Here is a 15,279-nt window from a genome sequence, read left to right as displayed (position 1 = left end):
GGGCTCCTCGGGTCTTGAGGCCTCCTGTGACCTCAGTCACTCAACCACAGGACGCGTCCGGCGGCAGACCTCACCGCGGACGGCCGACCACCAGCAGCGCCACCGCCCCGACGAACAGGCCCAGCCCGACGCCGCCGACGACGTCCAGCGGCAGGTGCGCCGCGGTCCACACCCGCGCCAGGCAGACCAGCGCCGCCAGCACCACCCCGGCGATCCGCCCGCGGCGGCCCAGCCACGGCCAGGCCACGGTGAGCACGGCGACCACGACGGCCGCGTGCCCGGACAGGAACCCGCGGCCCCGCGCGGCCGCCCCCCGGATCACGACCTCGTCGAGCAGCCCGTCGGGCCGGCCGCGCACGACGACGTCCTTGATCCCCTTCGCCGCCAGGTAGGTCCCGACGCCGGCCAGCAGCAGCCCCAGCGCGAGCCGCCACCGCCGCAGCGCGGCCGCGACCACGGCGGCCGCCGGCACGACGAGGAAGTTCCCCAGCTGCATGACCGGCCAGACCAGCACGAACGGCACCACGTCGACCCCGTTGACCGCCCGGAACACCGCCGCCTCGGGCGCGGGCACCGACGTCCGCTCGACCGGCAGCGCGGCCAGCACGAGCAGCGCCCCGCCGACGGCGGCCAGGACCACCTCGCGACCGCCCCGGGCGACCGGCGGGCGCGGGCGGGTCGCCGTCCGCCCGGTCACGCCGTCTCCGGCACCAGCTCCGTGCGCGGTGCGGAGTTGGGCTCGCGCCGCCACGAGCGGTTGTGCCGCCAGAACAGGTAGGTGCCGATGCCGAGGGGGATGGGCAGCAGGTAGGTGAGGCCCCGGAAGACGAGCACGGCCGCGGCCACCAGCGACCGGTCCCCGCCGTAGGCCGACATGCCGGTGATCAGGGCCAGCTCGACGACGCCGAGCCCGCCCGGGGTGAACGGGATCGCGGTGAGCAGGCGGGCGAAGGCGAACACCATGAGCGCCTCGACGACGCTGACCTGCTCGGCGGACACGCCCACCGCGCGCAGCGCGATGAGCAGCACGAGGAACAGGGACAGGTGGCTGACCACGGTGGCGAGGGTGAGCCAGTGCCAGCGGGCGCGCAGCAGCAGCGCGGTCCGGTCGCGGAACTTCGTCGTCGCCTTGTCCCAGCCCTGCACGGGCGGGCGGCCGAACGGCCGGATCAGCGCGGAGGCGACCCGCCCGCTGCCCCGGCCGATCCGGGCGGCGCCCTCCCGGCTGTGCAGCAGCAGGCCGAGCACGACCACGGCCGCGACCAGCCCGGCCACCCCGGCGATCCCGGCGGCCACCCGGCCGGGACCGGGAGTGGACGAGGTGAAGGCCATCAGCACGAGGGCGACCACCGGCAGGGCGAGCTTGGCGAAGTTGTTCCACAGCCCCGACAGCAGCAGCGACACCGACGTCCGGGACCGCGAGAACCCCCACGAGGAGTTCATCGCGTAGGTCAGCCCCAGGGAGATCGCCGCCCCGCCGATGACGGTGTTCGACACCGCGGTGGTGGTGAGGGTCGAGACCGTCGCCTCCCGCAGCCGCAGGCCGGGCATGGTCACGACCATCACGAACTGGTAGGTGGCCAGGTTCCAGGCGGCCGCGGCCAGGAGCAGCAGCAGCGACCCCCACGACAGGTCGACCACCGCGTCCCAGACCTGCGTCATGTCGGCGAAGCGCGGCAGGAACCACAGGAAGACGGCGGCGACCAGTGCGAGCGAGAACAGCGGGGCGAGCACCCGGCGCCACAGGGGCTTGCGCCGGGACGGCCGTGCGGGGGGCGCCTGCGGGGTCACGGCGGTCATGGCGGGTCCCCCTCGTCCTCGGGGCCGGCGGCGTCGGCGGACGGCGGGTCGAGCTGCAGCCGGCCGCCGCTCTCCTCGTGCACCTCGCCGGCGAGCACCTCGCGGCTCACGACGCCCAGGCTCTGCGTGGCGAGCGCCAGGGGCTCCCCGCGGTTGTCGCCGGAGAGCGTGAACACGACGGTCAGGCAGCCGCCGGGGAAGACGTAGTAGCGGCGGCCCAGGTACTCCGGGGTCACCCGGACGACCCGCTCGAAGCGCTGGAGCCCGTCCCGCTCGCTGGGGATCTCGGTGGCGCCTTCGGTGTCGCAGCCGGCGGTCAGCCGCACCTCGATGGCGTGGTAGCCGTCGCGGTCGGAGTTCAGCCAGAACCGCGCCGAGCCGGAGTGGGCGTCGAGGCCGGCGAAGGTCCAGCCCACCGGGACGCTCTCCACGCACGGCACCCAGGTCGCCGTCGGCACCGCCTGGGCCATGAGCACGACGCCGTGGGCCGCCCGGTCGTCGTCGCCGGTGCGGCAGGCGGGCAGCTCGCCGCTGACGGTCGGGGTGCCCGGCGCGCAGCCCGCGGTCAGCAGGGCGGCCGCCAGCACCGCTGCGGCGGCCGGGCGCCGGGCGGCGCTCACAGCGGGGACCCGAGCAGGTCGACGGCGACGGCGAGGGTGAGGACGAGGGCGAGCGCGGTGACCACGCACAGCCCGGCCCGGCGCCAGGTCCACCGCTGGATGCGCACCGGCGGGAGCCGGTAGGGCAGCAGCTCGAGGAAGTCCCGGTGCAGGTCGCGGCCCTGCGCGCGCAGCATCCGGCGCAGCTGCGAGGGCATGGTGAGCCCGCGGGTGGCGGCGAAGGCCTCGGCCAGCTCCTCGTCGGAGAACTGCAGGCGCGCCCGCTCGTAGACGGTCCGGGCGTCGGTGCGCAGCGCGAGGACCAGCAGCATGTTGGCCAGGTCCACCGCCTGCCGCCACGGGCTGGGGCGCACCTCGGCGAACGCCGAGTCGATGAGGAACAGCGTGCCGTCGCGCACCATCACGTTGGCCGGCTTGATGTCGCGGTGGGCCATGCCGATCTCCCACATCCGCCGCACCACGGCCAGCCCCTGGTCGATCACCGCGTCGTCCACCACGACCTCGGGGTCGCCGATCTCCCGCGCGCCCTGGAGGAACTCGGCGACCAGGAGGTACTCCCGCTCCGGGGTGATCTCCACGATCCCCAGCGGGTGCGGCACCGGCAGGCCGGCGTCGGAGAGCAGCCGCAGCACGTAGTCCTCGTACTGCACCAGCCGCCGCACGCTGTGGTACGGCTTCTCGTCCTCGAGCCGCCCGTAGAGCAGCGTGCGCCCCAGCTTGAACCAGCGGTCGGACCGCACGTGCGTGGCGGCGTAGAGCTTGCCGAAGACGCAGCTCTCCTCCTGCTCGGCGGCGTCGGTGGCCTTGACGGTGATCTTCAGCGGCGTGGACCCGCCCGACCCCGCCAGGCCGAACGGCTTCACCGAGGTGGCGACCAGCCCGAGCTGGTCCTGCAGCGCGCGGATGATGGCCTCCCCGCGGGCGCCGGTGACGTCGAGGTGCGCCGGGCTGCCGCGCCGGTAGCGGACCGGGTACACCTCGTTGGGCGTCAGCAGCCGGAAGGCGGCCAGCGGGGCGGCGACGCCGAGGACCACCCCGGCGAGGACGTCGGTGGGGTGGTCCTGGGCCAGGTAGAGCCGGGAGGCCGCGGTGACCAGCAGCAGGCCCCACACCACCCACTTGCCGATGTCCCGGAGGCGGCCCGCGGGCACCAGGGAGTAGAGGGTGCTGACGAGGAAGGTGGCCAGCACGGTCATCGGCACCGACGGCATCGAGAAGCCCGACCAGCTGCCGAGGATCTCCACCTCGTAGGGCCGGGGGCGCTGCAGGGTGGCGGCCAGGGTCGCGGCGGTGTTCACCACCAGCAGGCCGACCCCGATCCACACGAACAGGTGCCGCCAGCGGCGGAAGACCGCCAGCACGACGAGGTTGGCCAGCCACAGCAGGTGGATCGCCCGGCTGGTGCCGAGGACGCCCGCCACCTCGGCGACGTCGGTGAGGCCGGGGGAGCGGATCGCGGCGATCGCCTGCAGCACCCGGGTGTCGACCAGGTCGAAGAACGCCGAGCTGCCGGTGAGGAGCACGACGCCCCAGGTGACGACGACGACGCCGCTGAGCGCCAGCCACCACTTGCCCGAGGCGTTGAGGTGCCGCGGCAGCGGCGGGGGCTCGCCGGAGGGGCGGCGCCTGCGGTGGACGTGCTGGATCGGCGGGAGGTCCGGTCGCCGGACCTGTCCTCCCGCGGGGTGCTGCGCCGCCGGCGCCGTCGCCGGTGCCTGCGGCGCCGGAGCGCGGCCTGGTGCCCGGGGCGCCGGGGGTCGCGCCGTGGCCGCCATGCCGCCCGATGCTGCACCGGTTGCGCTCGCGGGACCATCGACCTTGGTCCCGAGCAGGGCTAGCGTGGCCGTCCCCGCGCCAGTCCGCCCGCGGGGCGTCGCCTCCTGTCCCGGGAGGGTCCGCGATGCGTCGTCGACCGCTCGCCGCGCTGCTCCTCGCCGCCGCCGTGCTGGGCGCCTGCGGCTCCCCGGCCGCGGACGCCGGCCCGCCCGCCGAGGGCGTCGTCCGGGTGGCGTCCTACGACTTCCCGGAGAACCAGACGCTCGCCGAGGTGTACGCCGAGGCGGTCCGGCGGGCCGGCTTCGAGGTGGCGGTGCAGCACGGCATCGGCACCCGCGAGGTGGTCTTCCCGGCGCTCGAGCAGGGCGTCGTCGACCTCGTCGTCGACTACCTGGGCACCGCGTCGGAGTTCCTGGAGGCCGGCGCGGGGACGGCGTCCCACGACCCCGCCGTCCTGCGGGAGTGGCTGGCCGCCGCCCTGGCGCCGCGCGGGCTGACCGTCCTGGCCCCGGCCGAGGCCGAGGACCAGAACGGGTTCGTCGTGCTCACCGACCTCGCCGCCCGGCGGGACGTGACGACGCTCAGCGACCTCGCCGCGATCGCCCCGGAGCTGGTGTTCGGCGGCCCGCCCGAGTGCAGCGAGCGGCGGTTCTGCCTGCCCGGGCTGCGCGAGGTGTACGGCATCGAGTTCGCCGAGGTGCGCAGCATGCCGTCGCGGGCGGCCACGGTGGAGGCGCTGCTCACCGGGCAGGTCGACGTCGGGATGCTGGAGACGACCGACGCCCGGCTGACCGACGCCTCGCTGCACCTGCTGCGCGACGACCTGGCGCTGCAGCCGCGGGAGAACGTGGTGCCGCTCGTGCGGACCGAGGTGGCCGCCGAGGGCGGCGAGCGGCTGGGCGCCGCGCTGGACGCGGTCAGCGCCCAGCTGACGACGATCGACCTGATCCGGCTCAACCGCTCCGTCGCCGTCGACGGGCTCACCCCCGCCGAGGCCGCGGCCCGCTGGTGGGACGGGCGCTGACCAGGGGGCCTGCCGCTCAGGTGATGGCGCTGGTGCCGGTGATCGCGCGGCCGACGATGAGGCTGTTGACCTCCCGGGTGCCCTCGTAGGAGTAGATCGCCTCGGCGTCGGCCACGAACCGGCCGACGTGGTTCTCCAGCAGGATCCCGTTGCCGCCCATGAGCTCCCGCGCCCAGCCGACGGTCTCCCGCATGCGCATGGTGCTGTAGCCCTTGGCCATCGAGGCGTGCTCGTCGCGCAGCATCCCGCAGTCCTGCAGCTGGGACGCCCGCGCGCACAGCGCCGCCGACGCGGTGATGTTGCCGAGCATCCGGAACAGCAGGTCCTGCACCAGCTGGAACGAGGTGATCGGCCGGCCGAACTGCTCGCGGCCCAGCGCGTAGCGCAGCGCGTGCTCGTACGCGCCGCGCGAGCACCCCACCGCCGACCACGCCACGCTCACCCGGGTCGCCCGCAGGACGTTCGCGGTGTCGCGGAAGGAGTTCGCGTTCTGCAGCCGGTTCTCCTCCGGCACGCGGACGCCGTCGAGGGTGATGTGCGCGTTCTGCACCGCCCGCAGCGCGATCTTGTCCTCGAGGTCGACGGCGCTGAAGCCCGGCGTCGGCGTCTCGACGACGAAGCCCAGCACCCGGTCGGTCTCGACGTCGCGCGCCCAGATGACGACCAGGTCGGCGAAGCTCCCGTTGCCGATCCACTTCTTCTGCCCGTCGAGGACCCACTCGTCGCCGTCGCGGCGGGCGGTGGTCTGGATGCCGCGGGCGACGTCGGAGCCGTGCTCGGGCTCGGTCAGGCCGAAGGCGCCGATGGTCTCCATCCGCGCCATCCCCGGCAGCCAGCGCTCCTTCTGCTCCTCGGAGGCGCACAGGTGCAGGGTGCCCATCGCCAGCCCGCCGTGGACGCCCATGAAGGTGGCCACCGACGGGTCCCCGCGGCCGAGCTCCATCGAGACCATGCCGTCGAACAGCGACGAGCGGCCGGGCGAGCCGTACCCGGAGTACTGCGCCCCCGCGATGCCGAGCTCGGCCAGGCCCGGGATGAGCTCCCGGGGGAACTGCGCCCGGGTCCAGTACTGGTTGATCACCGGCTCGACCTGCTCGTCCATGAACGCCCGGACGCGCATCAGCGTCGCCCGGTCCTCCTCGTCGAGGAGGGCCTCGAGCTCGTAGAAGTCCGACGTGACGGTGGGCCGGTCGGCCATGGCACTGCCTCCTCCGGGTGCCGGGACCCCGCTGTCCCGTGGGTCCGGCCTACCCCCGCCCCCGGGCGGCAACCCGCGCCGGCGGTGCGTGTCGATGACCCGGGGCGCCGGTCGGCCGCCGACGTCGTCCCCGGTCACCGACCCCACCGTCCGGTGCCCGACCCCACCCCGCGGGGACGGGGCGGGCACCGCGGGTGAGGTCGCGCCCGGCCGGCGGCGGCATGGGGGCGGGGCCATCGGGGCAGGGACGGGCGGATCCGACCGCACCCGTTCCGAGGAGGGCCCCGTGCCCCGTTCCATCGCCGACCAGACCGACGACGAGCTGGGAGGTCCCGGCAGCGTCCTGGTCCGCCAGCGGGAGGACCACGTCGAGCTCGACCGGCTGCTGCACGAGCTCGACGGCACCACCGGCCGCGCGCAGGAGGAGGTGCTGACGCGCATCGACCGGCTGGTGTTCAGCCACGCGTTCGCCGAGGAGACCGTGCTCTGGCCGGTGATCCGCCGGGTGCTGCCCGACGGCGACGCGCTGACCCGGCGGATCGAGACCGAGCACCAGGAGGTCAACGAGCTGGTCGCGGCGCTGGAGGAGGGCGGCCCCGACCACGCGGAGCGGCCCGCCCGGCTGGCCCGGCTGGTCGAGGTGCTGCGCGAGGACGTCCGCGACGAGGAGGACCTGCTGTTCCCCCGGCTGCAGGAGCGGCTCGACCCCGCCGAGCTGCGCCGGCTGGGCCGCCGGTGGGAGCTGATGCGCCGGATCTCGCCCACCCGCGCGCACCCCACGGTGTCCCGCCGCCCGCCGGGCAACGCGCTCTCGGGCCTGCCGCTGTCGCTGCTGGACCGCAGCCGCGACGTCGTCGACACCCTCGTCCGGCGGGCGCCCGCCCCGCTGGCCCCGGCCGGTCGGGCGGTCAGCCGGGGGCTGGCCGCGGTGGCCGCCGTCGTCGAGCGCACCCCGCCGGCCCGCCGCGGCGACGGCCCGCCCACCGCCCGCTGAGCACACGACGAGGGCCCCCTCCCGGGATCGGGAGGGGGCCCCTGTGTTCGGCCTCCCTGCAGGGGCCCGCCGCGAGCGGAGCGAGTGGCGGGGGGCAGGGAGGTCCTTCCTCAGTGGGTGTGGCGGGGCTTGGGCTCGGCGCGGGCGTCGAGCTGGATCTCCTTGTCCGCCCCCGGGACGCCCTCCTTGAGCTCGGTCGTCCGCTCCTTCTCGGCGTCGAACTCGATGCCGAACAGCAGGGCCAGGTTGATCAGCCAGAACCAGATCAGGAAGACGATGACGCCGGCCAGCGCGCCGTAGGTCTTGTTGTAGCTGCCGAAGTTGGCCACGTAGAAGGCGAAGGCGGCCGAGGCCAGGACCGCGACCAGGATGGCCACGCCGGCACCGGGGCTGATGAACCGGAAGCCGCGCAGCTTGACGTTCGGCGTGGAGTAGTAGAGGACGGCGATCATCAGGGCCAGGACCACCAGGATCACGGGCCACTTGACGACGTTCCACACGGTGAGCGCGGTGTCGCCCAGACCGATGGCCGAGCCGACGGCCTCGACGACCGGGCCGCTGAGGACCAGCATCGCCACGATGACGGCGGCGAACAGGATGCCGATCAGGGTGATCAGCAGCTGCAGCGGCTTGAGCTTCCAGATCTTGCGGCCCTCGGGCGTCTCGTAGACGACGTTGGACGCGCGGGTGAAGGCGCCCACGTAGCCCGACGCCGACCAGATCGCGAGGGCGAGACCGATGACGAGCCCGATGCCGGCGGTGCTCTGGTTGCCGGCGACCTGCTCGATGACCGGGCCCATCGTGCTCGCGGCGCTGGCGGGGACGACGGTGGTCAGCGCGTCGGTGAGCTGCTGGGGGGTCGTCAGCAGGCCGACGATCGACGTCAGCGCGATCAGCGCCGGGAAGAGCGCGAGGACGCCGTAGTAGGTCAGCGACGCCGCCCAGTCGGTGAGGTTGTCCTCCTGGAACTCCTTGACGGTCCGCTTGACCGTGCCGAAGAAGGTCGGCGTGGTGTCCGCGCCGCGCGGCGCGTTGTCGAAGCGGGTGGAGTTGACCTTGTCGTCGTGCGGCGCGGGGTCACCGGAGGTGTTGCCGGAGAAGCGCGTCGGCTTCGCCGTGTCGGTGCTCGCGGCGCGGGAGCCGTGCGGGCGGGCCATGGTCGTCCTCCGGGTCTGGGGCGGGTCGATCGGACCGTGGTTTCCCCGGACGGGGCGCTTCCATGCGTACGGTGATCATCCCGGCGCGTCGCGGGGCGTCAGCGGATGCCGGAGACCGGGGACCACTCGCCGGCGCCGGCGGTGGCCCGCTCGACGTCGTGGAGGTCGTCGGGGCCCGCCGGCCCGCTGCGTCGCGCCTGCACCATCCCGGCCACGCTCACCAGCGCCACCGCGGCCGCGGCACCCGCGCCGAGCAGGGCCACCGCGGTGAACCCGGACGCCCGCGGCAGGCCGGTGGCCGGGTCGAGGGTGGCGCCGAGCAGCGCCACGGTGAGCGTGCTGCCCACCGCCTGGCCCACCGCGCGGGCGATCGAGTTGACCGCGTTGGCGACGCCGGTCTCGCTGCGCCGCACCGCCTGCACCACGAGGGTCGGCAGCGCCGCGTAGGCCACGGTCACCCAGGCCTGCGACAGCAGCCCCGCGACGACCACCAGCGCCGGCTCGGAGCGGCCCAGCGCAAACACCACGAACCCGGCGACGCCGGCGACCGCGCCGGTGAGCAGGGTGGGCAGCGCGCCGATGCGGTCGACGACCTTGCCGGCCAGCGGCGCCAGCAGGATGCCGACCACGCCGCCGGGCAGCAGGTAGACGACGGCGGCCTCGAGCACCGGCGCGCCGAACCCGTAGCCGGCCACCCCGGGCGGCGTCTGGACGTACTGCATGACGGCGAGGAAGGACACGAACAGCCCGATGCCGGTGGTGAAGCCGGCGATGTTGGGCACGAGCATCCGCGGGTCGGTGAGCAGCGCGGGGCGCACCAGCGGCTGGGCGCGGCGGCGCTGCAGCAGCACCCAGCCGGTGAGGACGGCCAGCGCACCGGCCGCGCAGCCGAGCGTCAGCGGGGAGGTCCACCCCCAGGTGTTGCCCTGCGACACCGGCAGGAGCAGCAGCACCAGGCCGACGCCGAGGACGACGGCGCCGAGCCAGTCGACCCGCCCGCTCGCCGTCGCGGTACGGCGGGGGAGCAGGACCGCGGCGAGCGCCAGGGACAGCAGGGTCACGCCCAGCCCGATCCAGAACGGCCGGTGGTAGTCCCCGCCGTCGCCGGTGAGCAGGCCCGCGGCGACCAGGCCGACGACGCCGCCGACGCCGAGGGTGCTGCTGACGACCGACATCGCCACGCTGAGGCGCTCCGGCGGGAGCTCGCGGCGCAGCACGCTGATCGACAGCGGGAACAGCCCGTAGGAGGAGCCCTGCAGGACCCGCGCGACCAGCAGCAGCGGCAGCGACCGGGTGACGATCGCCAGCAGCGTGCCGAGCGCGACCGCGACCAGGATGCCGAGGATCACCGGCCGCTCGCCGCGGGTGTCCCCGAGCCGGCCGAGCACCGGGGTGAGGACCGCGGCGGCCAGCAGGTTGGCGGTGAGCACCCAGCCGGCCGCGGCCGGGGAGACGCCGAGCTGCTCCCCGATCGGCCCGAGCACCGGGACCACGAGGCTCTGCAGCAGGGACAGGGTCGTGACGCCGAGTGAGAGGGTCAGGACCAGCAGCGCCGGCCGCGTGCGGGCGGGCGGGGTGCCGGTGCCGGCGGGGAAGACCTCGGCACCTGCGGACACGACTCGATGACACCACGCGCCGGACCCGGCGGCGCACCGGCCTCCGACGGCCCCGACGGGTGAAGTCGGTCACAGCCTGTCAGGTGAACACTGCGCAGCGACGATTGAGAGGGCGGTTCGCTGGGGACACAGTCCCCAGAGACGAGCCGCCGGGCCCGCCGCCCGGCCGGCGTCACGAGACGAGCAAGGGGACGTTCGAGATGCTTCTGTGGCCTGCAGTCACCCTGGTCGGGTTCCTGGTCCTGACCGCCCTGGTGATCGCGATGGGCACGTCGACCACGGCGCGGTACGAGCGCGAGCAGCGGGCGGCCGCCCGCCGCGAGACCGCCCCGACCGGTGCCGCCGTCGAGGCGGTCGGGATGGCCCGGGCGGCGTAGCAGCCGCCGGCCCCCGAGACGACCCGCGCCCCGCCGCTCCTCCCGGAGCCGCGGGGCGCGAGTGCGTTCAGAGGTGGGCGTCGGGGGTGTCGAGCACCGTCCGGTCCAGGGACTCCAGCAGGTCCAGCCAGGTGTGCACCCTGGGCAGCTCCCAGTGCTGGAAGTACCGCGCCGCGGCGCGCTTGCCCTCGTGGAAGTCGCTGGTCTCGTCGCGCGTGGCCAGCGCCTGCTCCAGCCACAGCCAGCCGACGACGGTGTGCCCGGCCGCGTCGAGGTAGGCGCTGGCGTTGGCCAGGGCCAGCGCCGGGTCGCCGGTGCCCCACAGCGTGCCGGTCACCGCGACCAGCCGGGCGATCGCGGCGTCGACGTCGGCGGCCAGGTCGGCGAACGGCGTCCCGGCCGCCCGCGCCGTCGTCGCCGCGATCGTCTCGGCCAGCAGCCGCAGCCCGGCGCCGCCGTGCATGGTGACCTTGCGGCCGAGCAGGTCCAGGGCCTGGATGCCGTTGGTGCCCTCGTGGATCGGGTTGAGCCGGTTGTCCCGGTAGAACTGCTCGACCGGGTAGTCGCGGGTGTAGCCGTAGCCGCCGTGCACCTGGATGGCCAGGTCGTCGGCGACCGGCCCCCACTGCGAGGGCCACGCCTTGGCGATCGGCGTCAGGGTGTCGAGCAGCAGGTGGGCGCGGCTGCGGTCGTCCTCGGTCTCGCCGGTCCGCTCCTCGTCGACGAGGCGGGCGCAGTACAGGCCGAGCGCCAGGCCGCCCTGCGCGTAGCTCTTGGCGGCCAGCAGCATCCGGCGGACGTCGGGGTGGTCGACCAGCCGGACCATCGGCGACGACGGGTCCTTGCTGCTGGCGGAGCGGCCCTGGGTGCGGGTGCGGGCGTACTCCAGCGCGTGCAGGTAGCCGGTGTAGCCGAGGACGGTCGCGCCCATCCCGACGCCGATCCGCGCCTCGTTCATCATGTGGAACATGTAGGAGAGCCCCTTGTGCGGCTCGCCCACGAGGTAGCCGACCGCGCCGGCCCGCCCGCCGGGGGTGTGCACGCCCTCGCCGAAGTTGAGCAGCGTGTTCGTCGTCCCGCGGTAGCCCATCTTGTGGTTGAGGCCGGCCAGGACGACGTCGTTGCGCTCGCCGAGCGACCCGTCCTCCTCGACGAGCACCTTCGGCACGATGAACAGCGAGATGCCCTTCACGCCCGCCGGGCCGCCGGGGATCTTGGCCAGCACCAGGTGGACGATGTTCTCGGTCAGCTCGTGGTCGCCGGCCGAGATCCACATCTTGTTGCCGGTGAGCCGGTAGCTGCCGTCGTCCTGGGGCTCGGCGCGGGTGGTGATGTCGGCCAGCGAGGACCCGGCCTGCGGCTCGGACAGCGCCATCGTGCCGAACCAGCGGCCCTCGAGCATCGGCCGGACGAAGCGGTCCTTCTGCTCCTGCGAGCCGTGCGCGAGCAGCAGCCGGGCGTTGCCCATGGTCAGGAACGGGTAGCTCGAGGTCCCGACGTTGGCCGCCTTGAACCAGGCGAACGCGGCCTGCCCGACGGTCTGCGGCAGCTGCATGCCGCCGTACTCCTCGTCGAAGGTGCCGGCCATGATCCCGGACTCGCGGAACACCGCGAGGGCCTTCGCGACCTCGGGGATCATCTCCACCCGGCCGTCGACGAACCGCGGCTCGTTCTCGTCGGCCTTCCGGTTGTGCGGCGCGAAGTGCTCCGTGGCGATCTGCTGCGCCAGCTCCATCACCGCGTCGAACGTCTCGCGCGAGTGCTCGGCGAACCGGGGCCGCTTGGTGAGGGTCTCGACCTCGAGCCACTCGTGGAGCAGGAAGTCCAGGTCGCGTGGCGACAGGATGAGGTTGGGGGACACGGGGCCTCCACGGACGACGGCGGCGGGAGAGCCGGGCGCGCGGCCCGACCGGCCCACGATAGGCCGGGGGCGGGACGGGTCAGCGGGCGCCGCGGCCCGCCACGGCCCGGCCCGCTCGTGTCGATCATCGGCTGCGTGCACGCGACACGGGATGACACGCCGCCGCACCGTGCACGCGTCCGATGATCATCAGCCGGACGGGCTGTCCGGACAGCGGGCTGACACACGACGAGAGGCCCCTCCCCGGTGCGGGGAGGGGCCTCTGAACGTGCTGGAACGGCCTCCCTCAGGGGCCCGCCGCGAGCGTGCGAGCGGTGGGGGAGGGAGGTCCTTCCTCAGGCGCCGTGCCGGCCCGCGGGCTCGGCGTCGCCGGGGCGCCCGACCGGGGGAGCCGTCGACGTCGGCGCCGCGGCACCGGCGGCCTGGGCCACCTGCCGGCCGGCGTCGTCCCCGGTCGGCTCGCCGGCGGTCTGGCGGGCGGCCTGCTGGGCCTGGATGCCGGACTGGTTGCTCAGCGCCAGCTGCGGCAGGAACAGGAACACGAAGAACCCGACCGCCACGACGCAGGCGGCGATGAGGAACACCAGGTCGATCGAGTTCGAGAACCCGGTCTTGAACGGCGCCGCGAGGAACGACGGCAGCGTCTGGATGAACGAGGTGTCCGACAGGTCGCCGCCGCCCTGCAGCTGACCGCTCTGCAGCGCCTGCTGCACCCGCGGGTCGGTCGACGACGTCAGCGCCGACTCGATGTCCACCGGCAGCCGGCTGAACAGCACCGACAGGAAGACCGCGGTGCCGATCGTGCCGCCCATCTGCCGGAAGAACGTGACCGACGAGGTGGCCACGCCCATCTCCCGCGGGGAGACGGCGTTCTGCACGGCGAGGATCGTCGGCTGGAAGTTGAAGCCCAGCCCCAGACCCAGCAGGACCATGAACGGCACCAGCGTCCACACCGAGGTGTCGGCGTCGACGACGAACGACATCGACAGCAGCGCGACGGTCATGAAGACGATGCCGACCAGCGGGAAGACCTTGTACCTGCCGGTCTTCGAGATCGCGATGCCCGAGCTCATCGCGCCGGTCATGATGCCGGCGACCAGCGGGATCATCTGCAGGCCGGCGACCGTGGCGCTGGAGCCGTGGACGATCTGCAGGTACTGCGGCAGCAGGAGCAGGCCGCCGAACATGCCCGCGCCCATCACCACGCTGCCGACGCCGACGACGGTGAAGCTGCGGTTGCGGAACAGCCGCAGGGGCAGCAGCGCCTCGTCGCGGTAGGCGCGCTCGGCGAGGAGGAACAGCACGAAGCCGACGGCACCGACGGCGTAGCAGACCAGCGAGCGGGTCGAGTCCCAGCCCCAGATGCGGCCCTGCTCGGCGACGATCAGCAGCGGCACCAGGAAGGTGACCAGCGCCAGCGCGCCCGGCCAGTCGATGCGGTGCTCGCGCCGCTCGTGCGGCAGGTGCAGCACCCGGAAGACGGCGGCGAAGGCGAGCAGGCCCAGCGGGACGTTGACGTAGAAGATCCAGCGCCAGCCGTCGATGCCGAGCAGCGAGTCCTGGCCGGCGAAGAAGCCGCCGACGACCGGGCCCAGGACGCTCGAGGTGCCGAAGACGGCCATGAAGTAGCCCTGGTACCGGGAGCGCTCCCGCGGCGGCACGATGTCGCCGATGATCGCCAGCGCGAGCGACATCAGGCCACCGGCGCCGATGCCCTGGACCGCGCGGAACGCGGCGAGCTCGTACATGGAGTCGGCCAGGCCGCAGAGCATCGAGCCGACGACGAAGACGGCGATGGCGAACAGGTAGAACGGCCGGCGGCCGTAGATGTCGGAGAGCTTGCCGTACAGCGGCGTGGCGATCGTCGAGGTGATGAGGAACGCCGTCGTCGCCCACGCCTGCAGGTCGTAGCCGTGCAGGTCGTCGGCGATGGTGCGGATGGCGGTCGCGACGACGGTCTGGTCGAGGGCCGCGAGGAACATCGCGACCATCAGGCCGACGATGATCGTGACGATCTGGCGGTGCGTGAAGGCGCCGGAGGAGTCCGGTGCGGCCGCCGCGGCGCGGGCGCCGCTGCGCCCACCCGTGGGGCGGGCGGTGGTCTGGCTCATGGCTTCTCTCTCGGGACGGGGAGGGCAGAGGGGGACCGGGGGTCGGACGGCAGCGCTGCCGTCAGGTCGTCGAGCAGGCGCCCGAAGAGCCCGGTGAGCGTGGCGAGGTCGGCGTCGGACCAGCCGGTGAGCATCGCGGCGAGCTGGGTGGTGCGCTCCTCGGCCAGCCGCTCGACGGCGGCCCGGCCGGCGTCGGTGACGACGAGGCGCGTGGCGCGGCCGTCGGTCTCGTCGGCCACGCGCCGCACCAGGTCGTGCTCGACCAGCCAGGCCACGTGCCGGCTGACCGTCGACGGGTCGGCGTGCACCAGTTCGGCCAGCGCACTCTGCCGCAGCGGCCCGAGCCGGGTCAGCGGGAAGAGCAGCACCAGGGCCGCGCGCTCCCGGCCGTCGGCGGCGGACGGGAGGCTCTTGAACGCGTGCACCAGCCGCATGAAGCGCGGCATCTGCTCGGAGAGCCGGCGGACCTCCGCTGCGCGCTGCGGCGACGGCGCGGCCGGAGGGCCGGCGTCCCGGGACGCGGACGAGGACATGGAGGACTCCAGGAAACGGGAGGAGAGGATGTGTGCACGGTACAAGTGTGTGCGCGCTACACACAACCAGTTGCGCCGTGCACGCATCATGACGTGAGCGACAGCGGGTCCTCCTCCGGTACCCGCGAGTGCCGCTGGTGCACCTCGGGCGGGAAGGGTGCGGCGCCCCCGCGCGTTGCACCCCCTGGCCCAGCAGCGCCGGACGTCCGGCG

The 15,279-nt window shown here is 74.2% G+C and carries 13 protein-coding genes; 3 read left to right on the top strand and 10 right to left on the bottom strand.

Features of this window, described 5'->3' with window-relative positions; translation table 11 throughout:
• Positions 1-70 precede the first annotated feature (70 nt).
• From ACI79L_RS09710 to ACI79L_RS09695, 4 genes are read right to left on the bottom strand one after another with little or no spacing between them, the layout of a single operon-like run.
• Complete coding sequence (locus tag ACI79L_RS09710; RefSeq protein WP_456936590.1) at positions 71-697, bottom strand: phosphatase PAP2 family protein; 627 nt, start codon at positions 695-697, stop codon at positions 71-73.
• Entirely contained in the window at positions 694-1,800 is a 1,107-nt protein-coding gene (locus tag ACI79L_RS09705) for a lysylphosphatidylglycerol synthase transmembrane domain-containing protein (RefSeq protein WP_456936589.1), read from the bottom strand. The genes ACI79L_RS09710 and ACI79L_RS09705 overlap by 4 nt, the downstream gene beginning before the upstream one ends.
• Complete coding sequence (locus ACI79L_RS09700) at positions 1,797-2,420, bottom strand: hypothetical protein (RefSeq protein ID WP_456936588.1); 624 nt, start codon at positions 2,418-2,420, stop codon at positions 1,797-1,799. Before ACI79L_RS09700 ends, ACI79L_RS09705 begins: the two co-directional genes overlap by 4 nt.
• A complete protein-coding gene (locus ACI79L_RS09695; RefSeq protein ID WP_456936587.1) occupies positions 2,417-4,195 on the bottom strand; it encodes a phosphatase PAP2 family protein in 1,779 nt (592 codons plus the stop codon). The genes ACI79L_RS09700 and ACI79L_RS09695 overlap by 4 nt, the downstream gene beginning before the upstream one ends.
• Positions 4,196-4,320: 125 nt before the next feature.
• Here ACI79L_RS09695 and ACI79L_RS09690 point away from each other — a divergent pair, with 125 nt between their 5' ends.
• Positions 4,321-5,220, top strand: coding sequence for an ABC transporter substrate-binding protein (locus tag ACI79L_RS09690; protein WP_456936586.1), 900 nt, complete (start codon positions 4,321-4,323; stop codon positions 5,218-5,220).
• 16 nt (positions 5,221-5,236) lie between these two features.
• Here ACI79L_RS09690 and ACI79L_RS09685 read toward each other — a convergent pair whose 3' ends face one another.
• Complete coding sequence (locus ACI79L_RS09685) at positions 5,237-6,418, bottom strand: acyl-CoA dehydrogenase family protein (protein ID WP_456936585.1); 1,182 nt, start codon at positions 6,416-6,418, stop codon at positions 5,237-5,239.
• Between the two features lie 286 nt (positions 6,419-6,704).
• Here ACI79L_RS09685 and ACI79L_RS09680 point away from each other — a divergent pair, with 286 nt between their 5' ends.
• Positions 6,705-7,412, top strand: coding sequence for a hemerythrin domain-containing protein (locus tag ACI79L_RS09680; RefSeq protein ID WP_456936584.1), 708 nt, complete (start codon positions 6,705-6,707; stop codon positions 7,410-7,412).
• A 110-nt stretch (positions 7,413-7,522) separates the two neighbouring features.
• On the opposite strand, the gene ACI79L_RS09675 is transcribed toward ACI79L_RS09680, so the two are convergent.
• Together ACI79L_RS09675 and ACI79L_RS09670 are read right to left on the bottom strand one after the other, a co-directional pair.
• Positions 7,523-8,569, bottom strand: coding sequence for a YihY/virulence factor BrkB family protein (locus ACI79L_RS09675; protein ID WP_456936583.1), 1,047 nt, complete (start codon positions 8,567-8,569; stop codon positions 7,523-7,525).
• A gap of 98 nt (positions 8,570-8,667) precedes the next feature.
• Positions 8,668-10,185, bottom strand: a complete 1,518-nt coding sequence (locus ACI79L_RS09670) for an MFS transporter (protein ID WP_456936582.1) — start codon at positions 10,183-10,185, stop codon at positions 8,668-8,670.
• Positions 10,186-10,385: 200 nt separating this feature from the next.
• On the opposite strand from ACI79L_RS09670, the gene ACI79L_RS09665 reads away from it, so the two are divergent.
• A complete protein-coding gene (locus tag ACI79L_RS09665) occupies positions 10,386-10,562 on the top strand; it encodes a hypothetical protein (RefSeq protein ID WP_456936581.1) in 177 nt (58 codons plus the stop codon).
• A gap of 67 nt (positions 10,563-10,629) precedes the next feature.
• Here the strand turns inward: ACI79L_RS09665 and ACI79L_RS09660 are convergent, their stop codons facing one another.
• From ACI79L_RS09660 to ACI79L_RS09650, 3 genes are all read right to left on the bottom strand, one after another.
• The gene (locus tag ACI79L_RS09660; protein ID WP_456936580.1) at positions 10,630-12,423 is read right to left on the bottom strand and encodes an acyl-CoA dehydrogenase; all 1,794 of its coding nucleotides are present in this window, start codon (positions 12,421-12,423) and stop codon (positions 10,630-10,632) included.
• A gap of 335 nt (positions 12,424-12,758) precedes the next feature.
• Positions 12,759-14,534 (bottom strand): MDR family MFS transporter, encoded by a 1,776-nt coding sequence (locus tag ACI79L_RS09655; protein WP_456936579.1) that lies wholly within the window; start codon positions 14,532-14,534, stop codon positions 12,759-12,761.
• Positions 14,531-15,067: a MarR family winged helix-turn-helix transcriptional regulator gene (locus ACI79L_RS09650; RefSeq protein ID WP_456936578.1), complete on the bottom strand. Its 537-nt coding sequence runs from the start codon at positions 15,065-15,067 to the stop codon at positions 14,531-14,533. The genes ACI79L_RS09655 and ACI79L_RS09650 overlap by 4 nt, the downstream gene beginning before the upstream one ends.
• Between the last annotated feature and the right edge of the window lie 212 nt (positions 15,068-15,279).

This window comes from Geodermatophilus sp. SYSU D00684, assembly GCF_054050455.1.
This window is presented reverse-complemented; position numbering and strand designations above follow the sequence as displayed.

Excerpts from the sequence above, each read along its gene's own strand:
- ACI79L_RS09705 (WP_456936589.1), bottom strand. The coding sequence starts at position 1,800 with ATGACCGCCGTGACCCCGCAGGCGCCCCCCGCACGGCCGTCCCGGCGC.
- ACI79L_RS09695 (WP_456936587.1), bottom strand. The coding sequence starts at position 4,195 with ATGGCGGCCACGGCGCGACCCCCGGCGCCCCGGGCACCAGGCCGCGCT.
- ACI79L_RS09690 (WP_456936586.1), top strand. The coding sequence starts at position 4,321 with ATGCGTCGTCGACCGCTCGCCGCGCTGCTCCTCGCCGCCGCCGTGCTG.
- ACI79L_RS09685 (WP_456936585.1), bottom strand. The coding sequence starts at position 6,418 with ATGGCCGACCGGCCCACCGTCACGTCGGACTTCTACGAGCTCGAGGCC.
- ACI79L_RS09675 (WP_456936583.1), bottom strand. The coding sequence starts at position 8,569 with ATGGCCCGCCCGCACGGCTCCCGCGCCGCGAGCACCGACACGGCGAAG.
- ACI79L_RS09665 (WP_456936581.1), top strand. The coding sequence starts at position 10,386 with ATGCTTCTGTGGCCTGCAGTCACCCTGGTCGGGTTCCTGGTCCTGACC.
- ACI79L_RS09655 (WP_456936579.1), bottom strand. The coding sequence starts at position 14,534 with ATGAGCCAGACCACCGCCCGCCCCACGGGTGGGCGCAGCGGCGCCCGC.
- ACI79L_RS09650 (WP_456936578.1), bottom strand. The coding sequence starts at position 15,067 with ATGTCCTCGTCCGCGTCCCGGGACGCCGGCCCTCCGGCCGCGCCGTCG.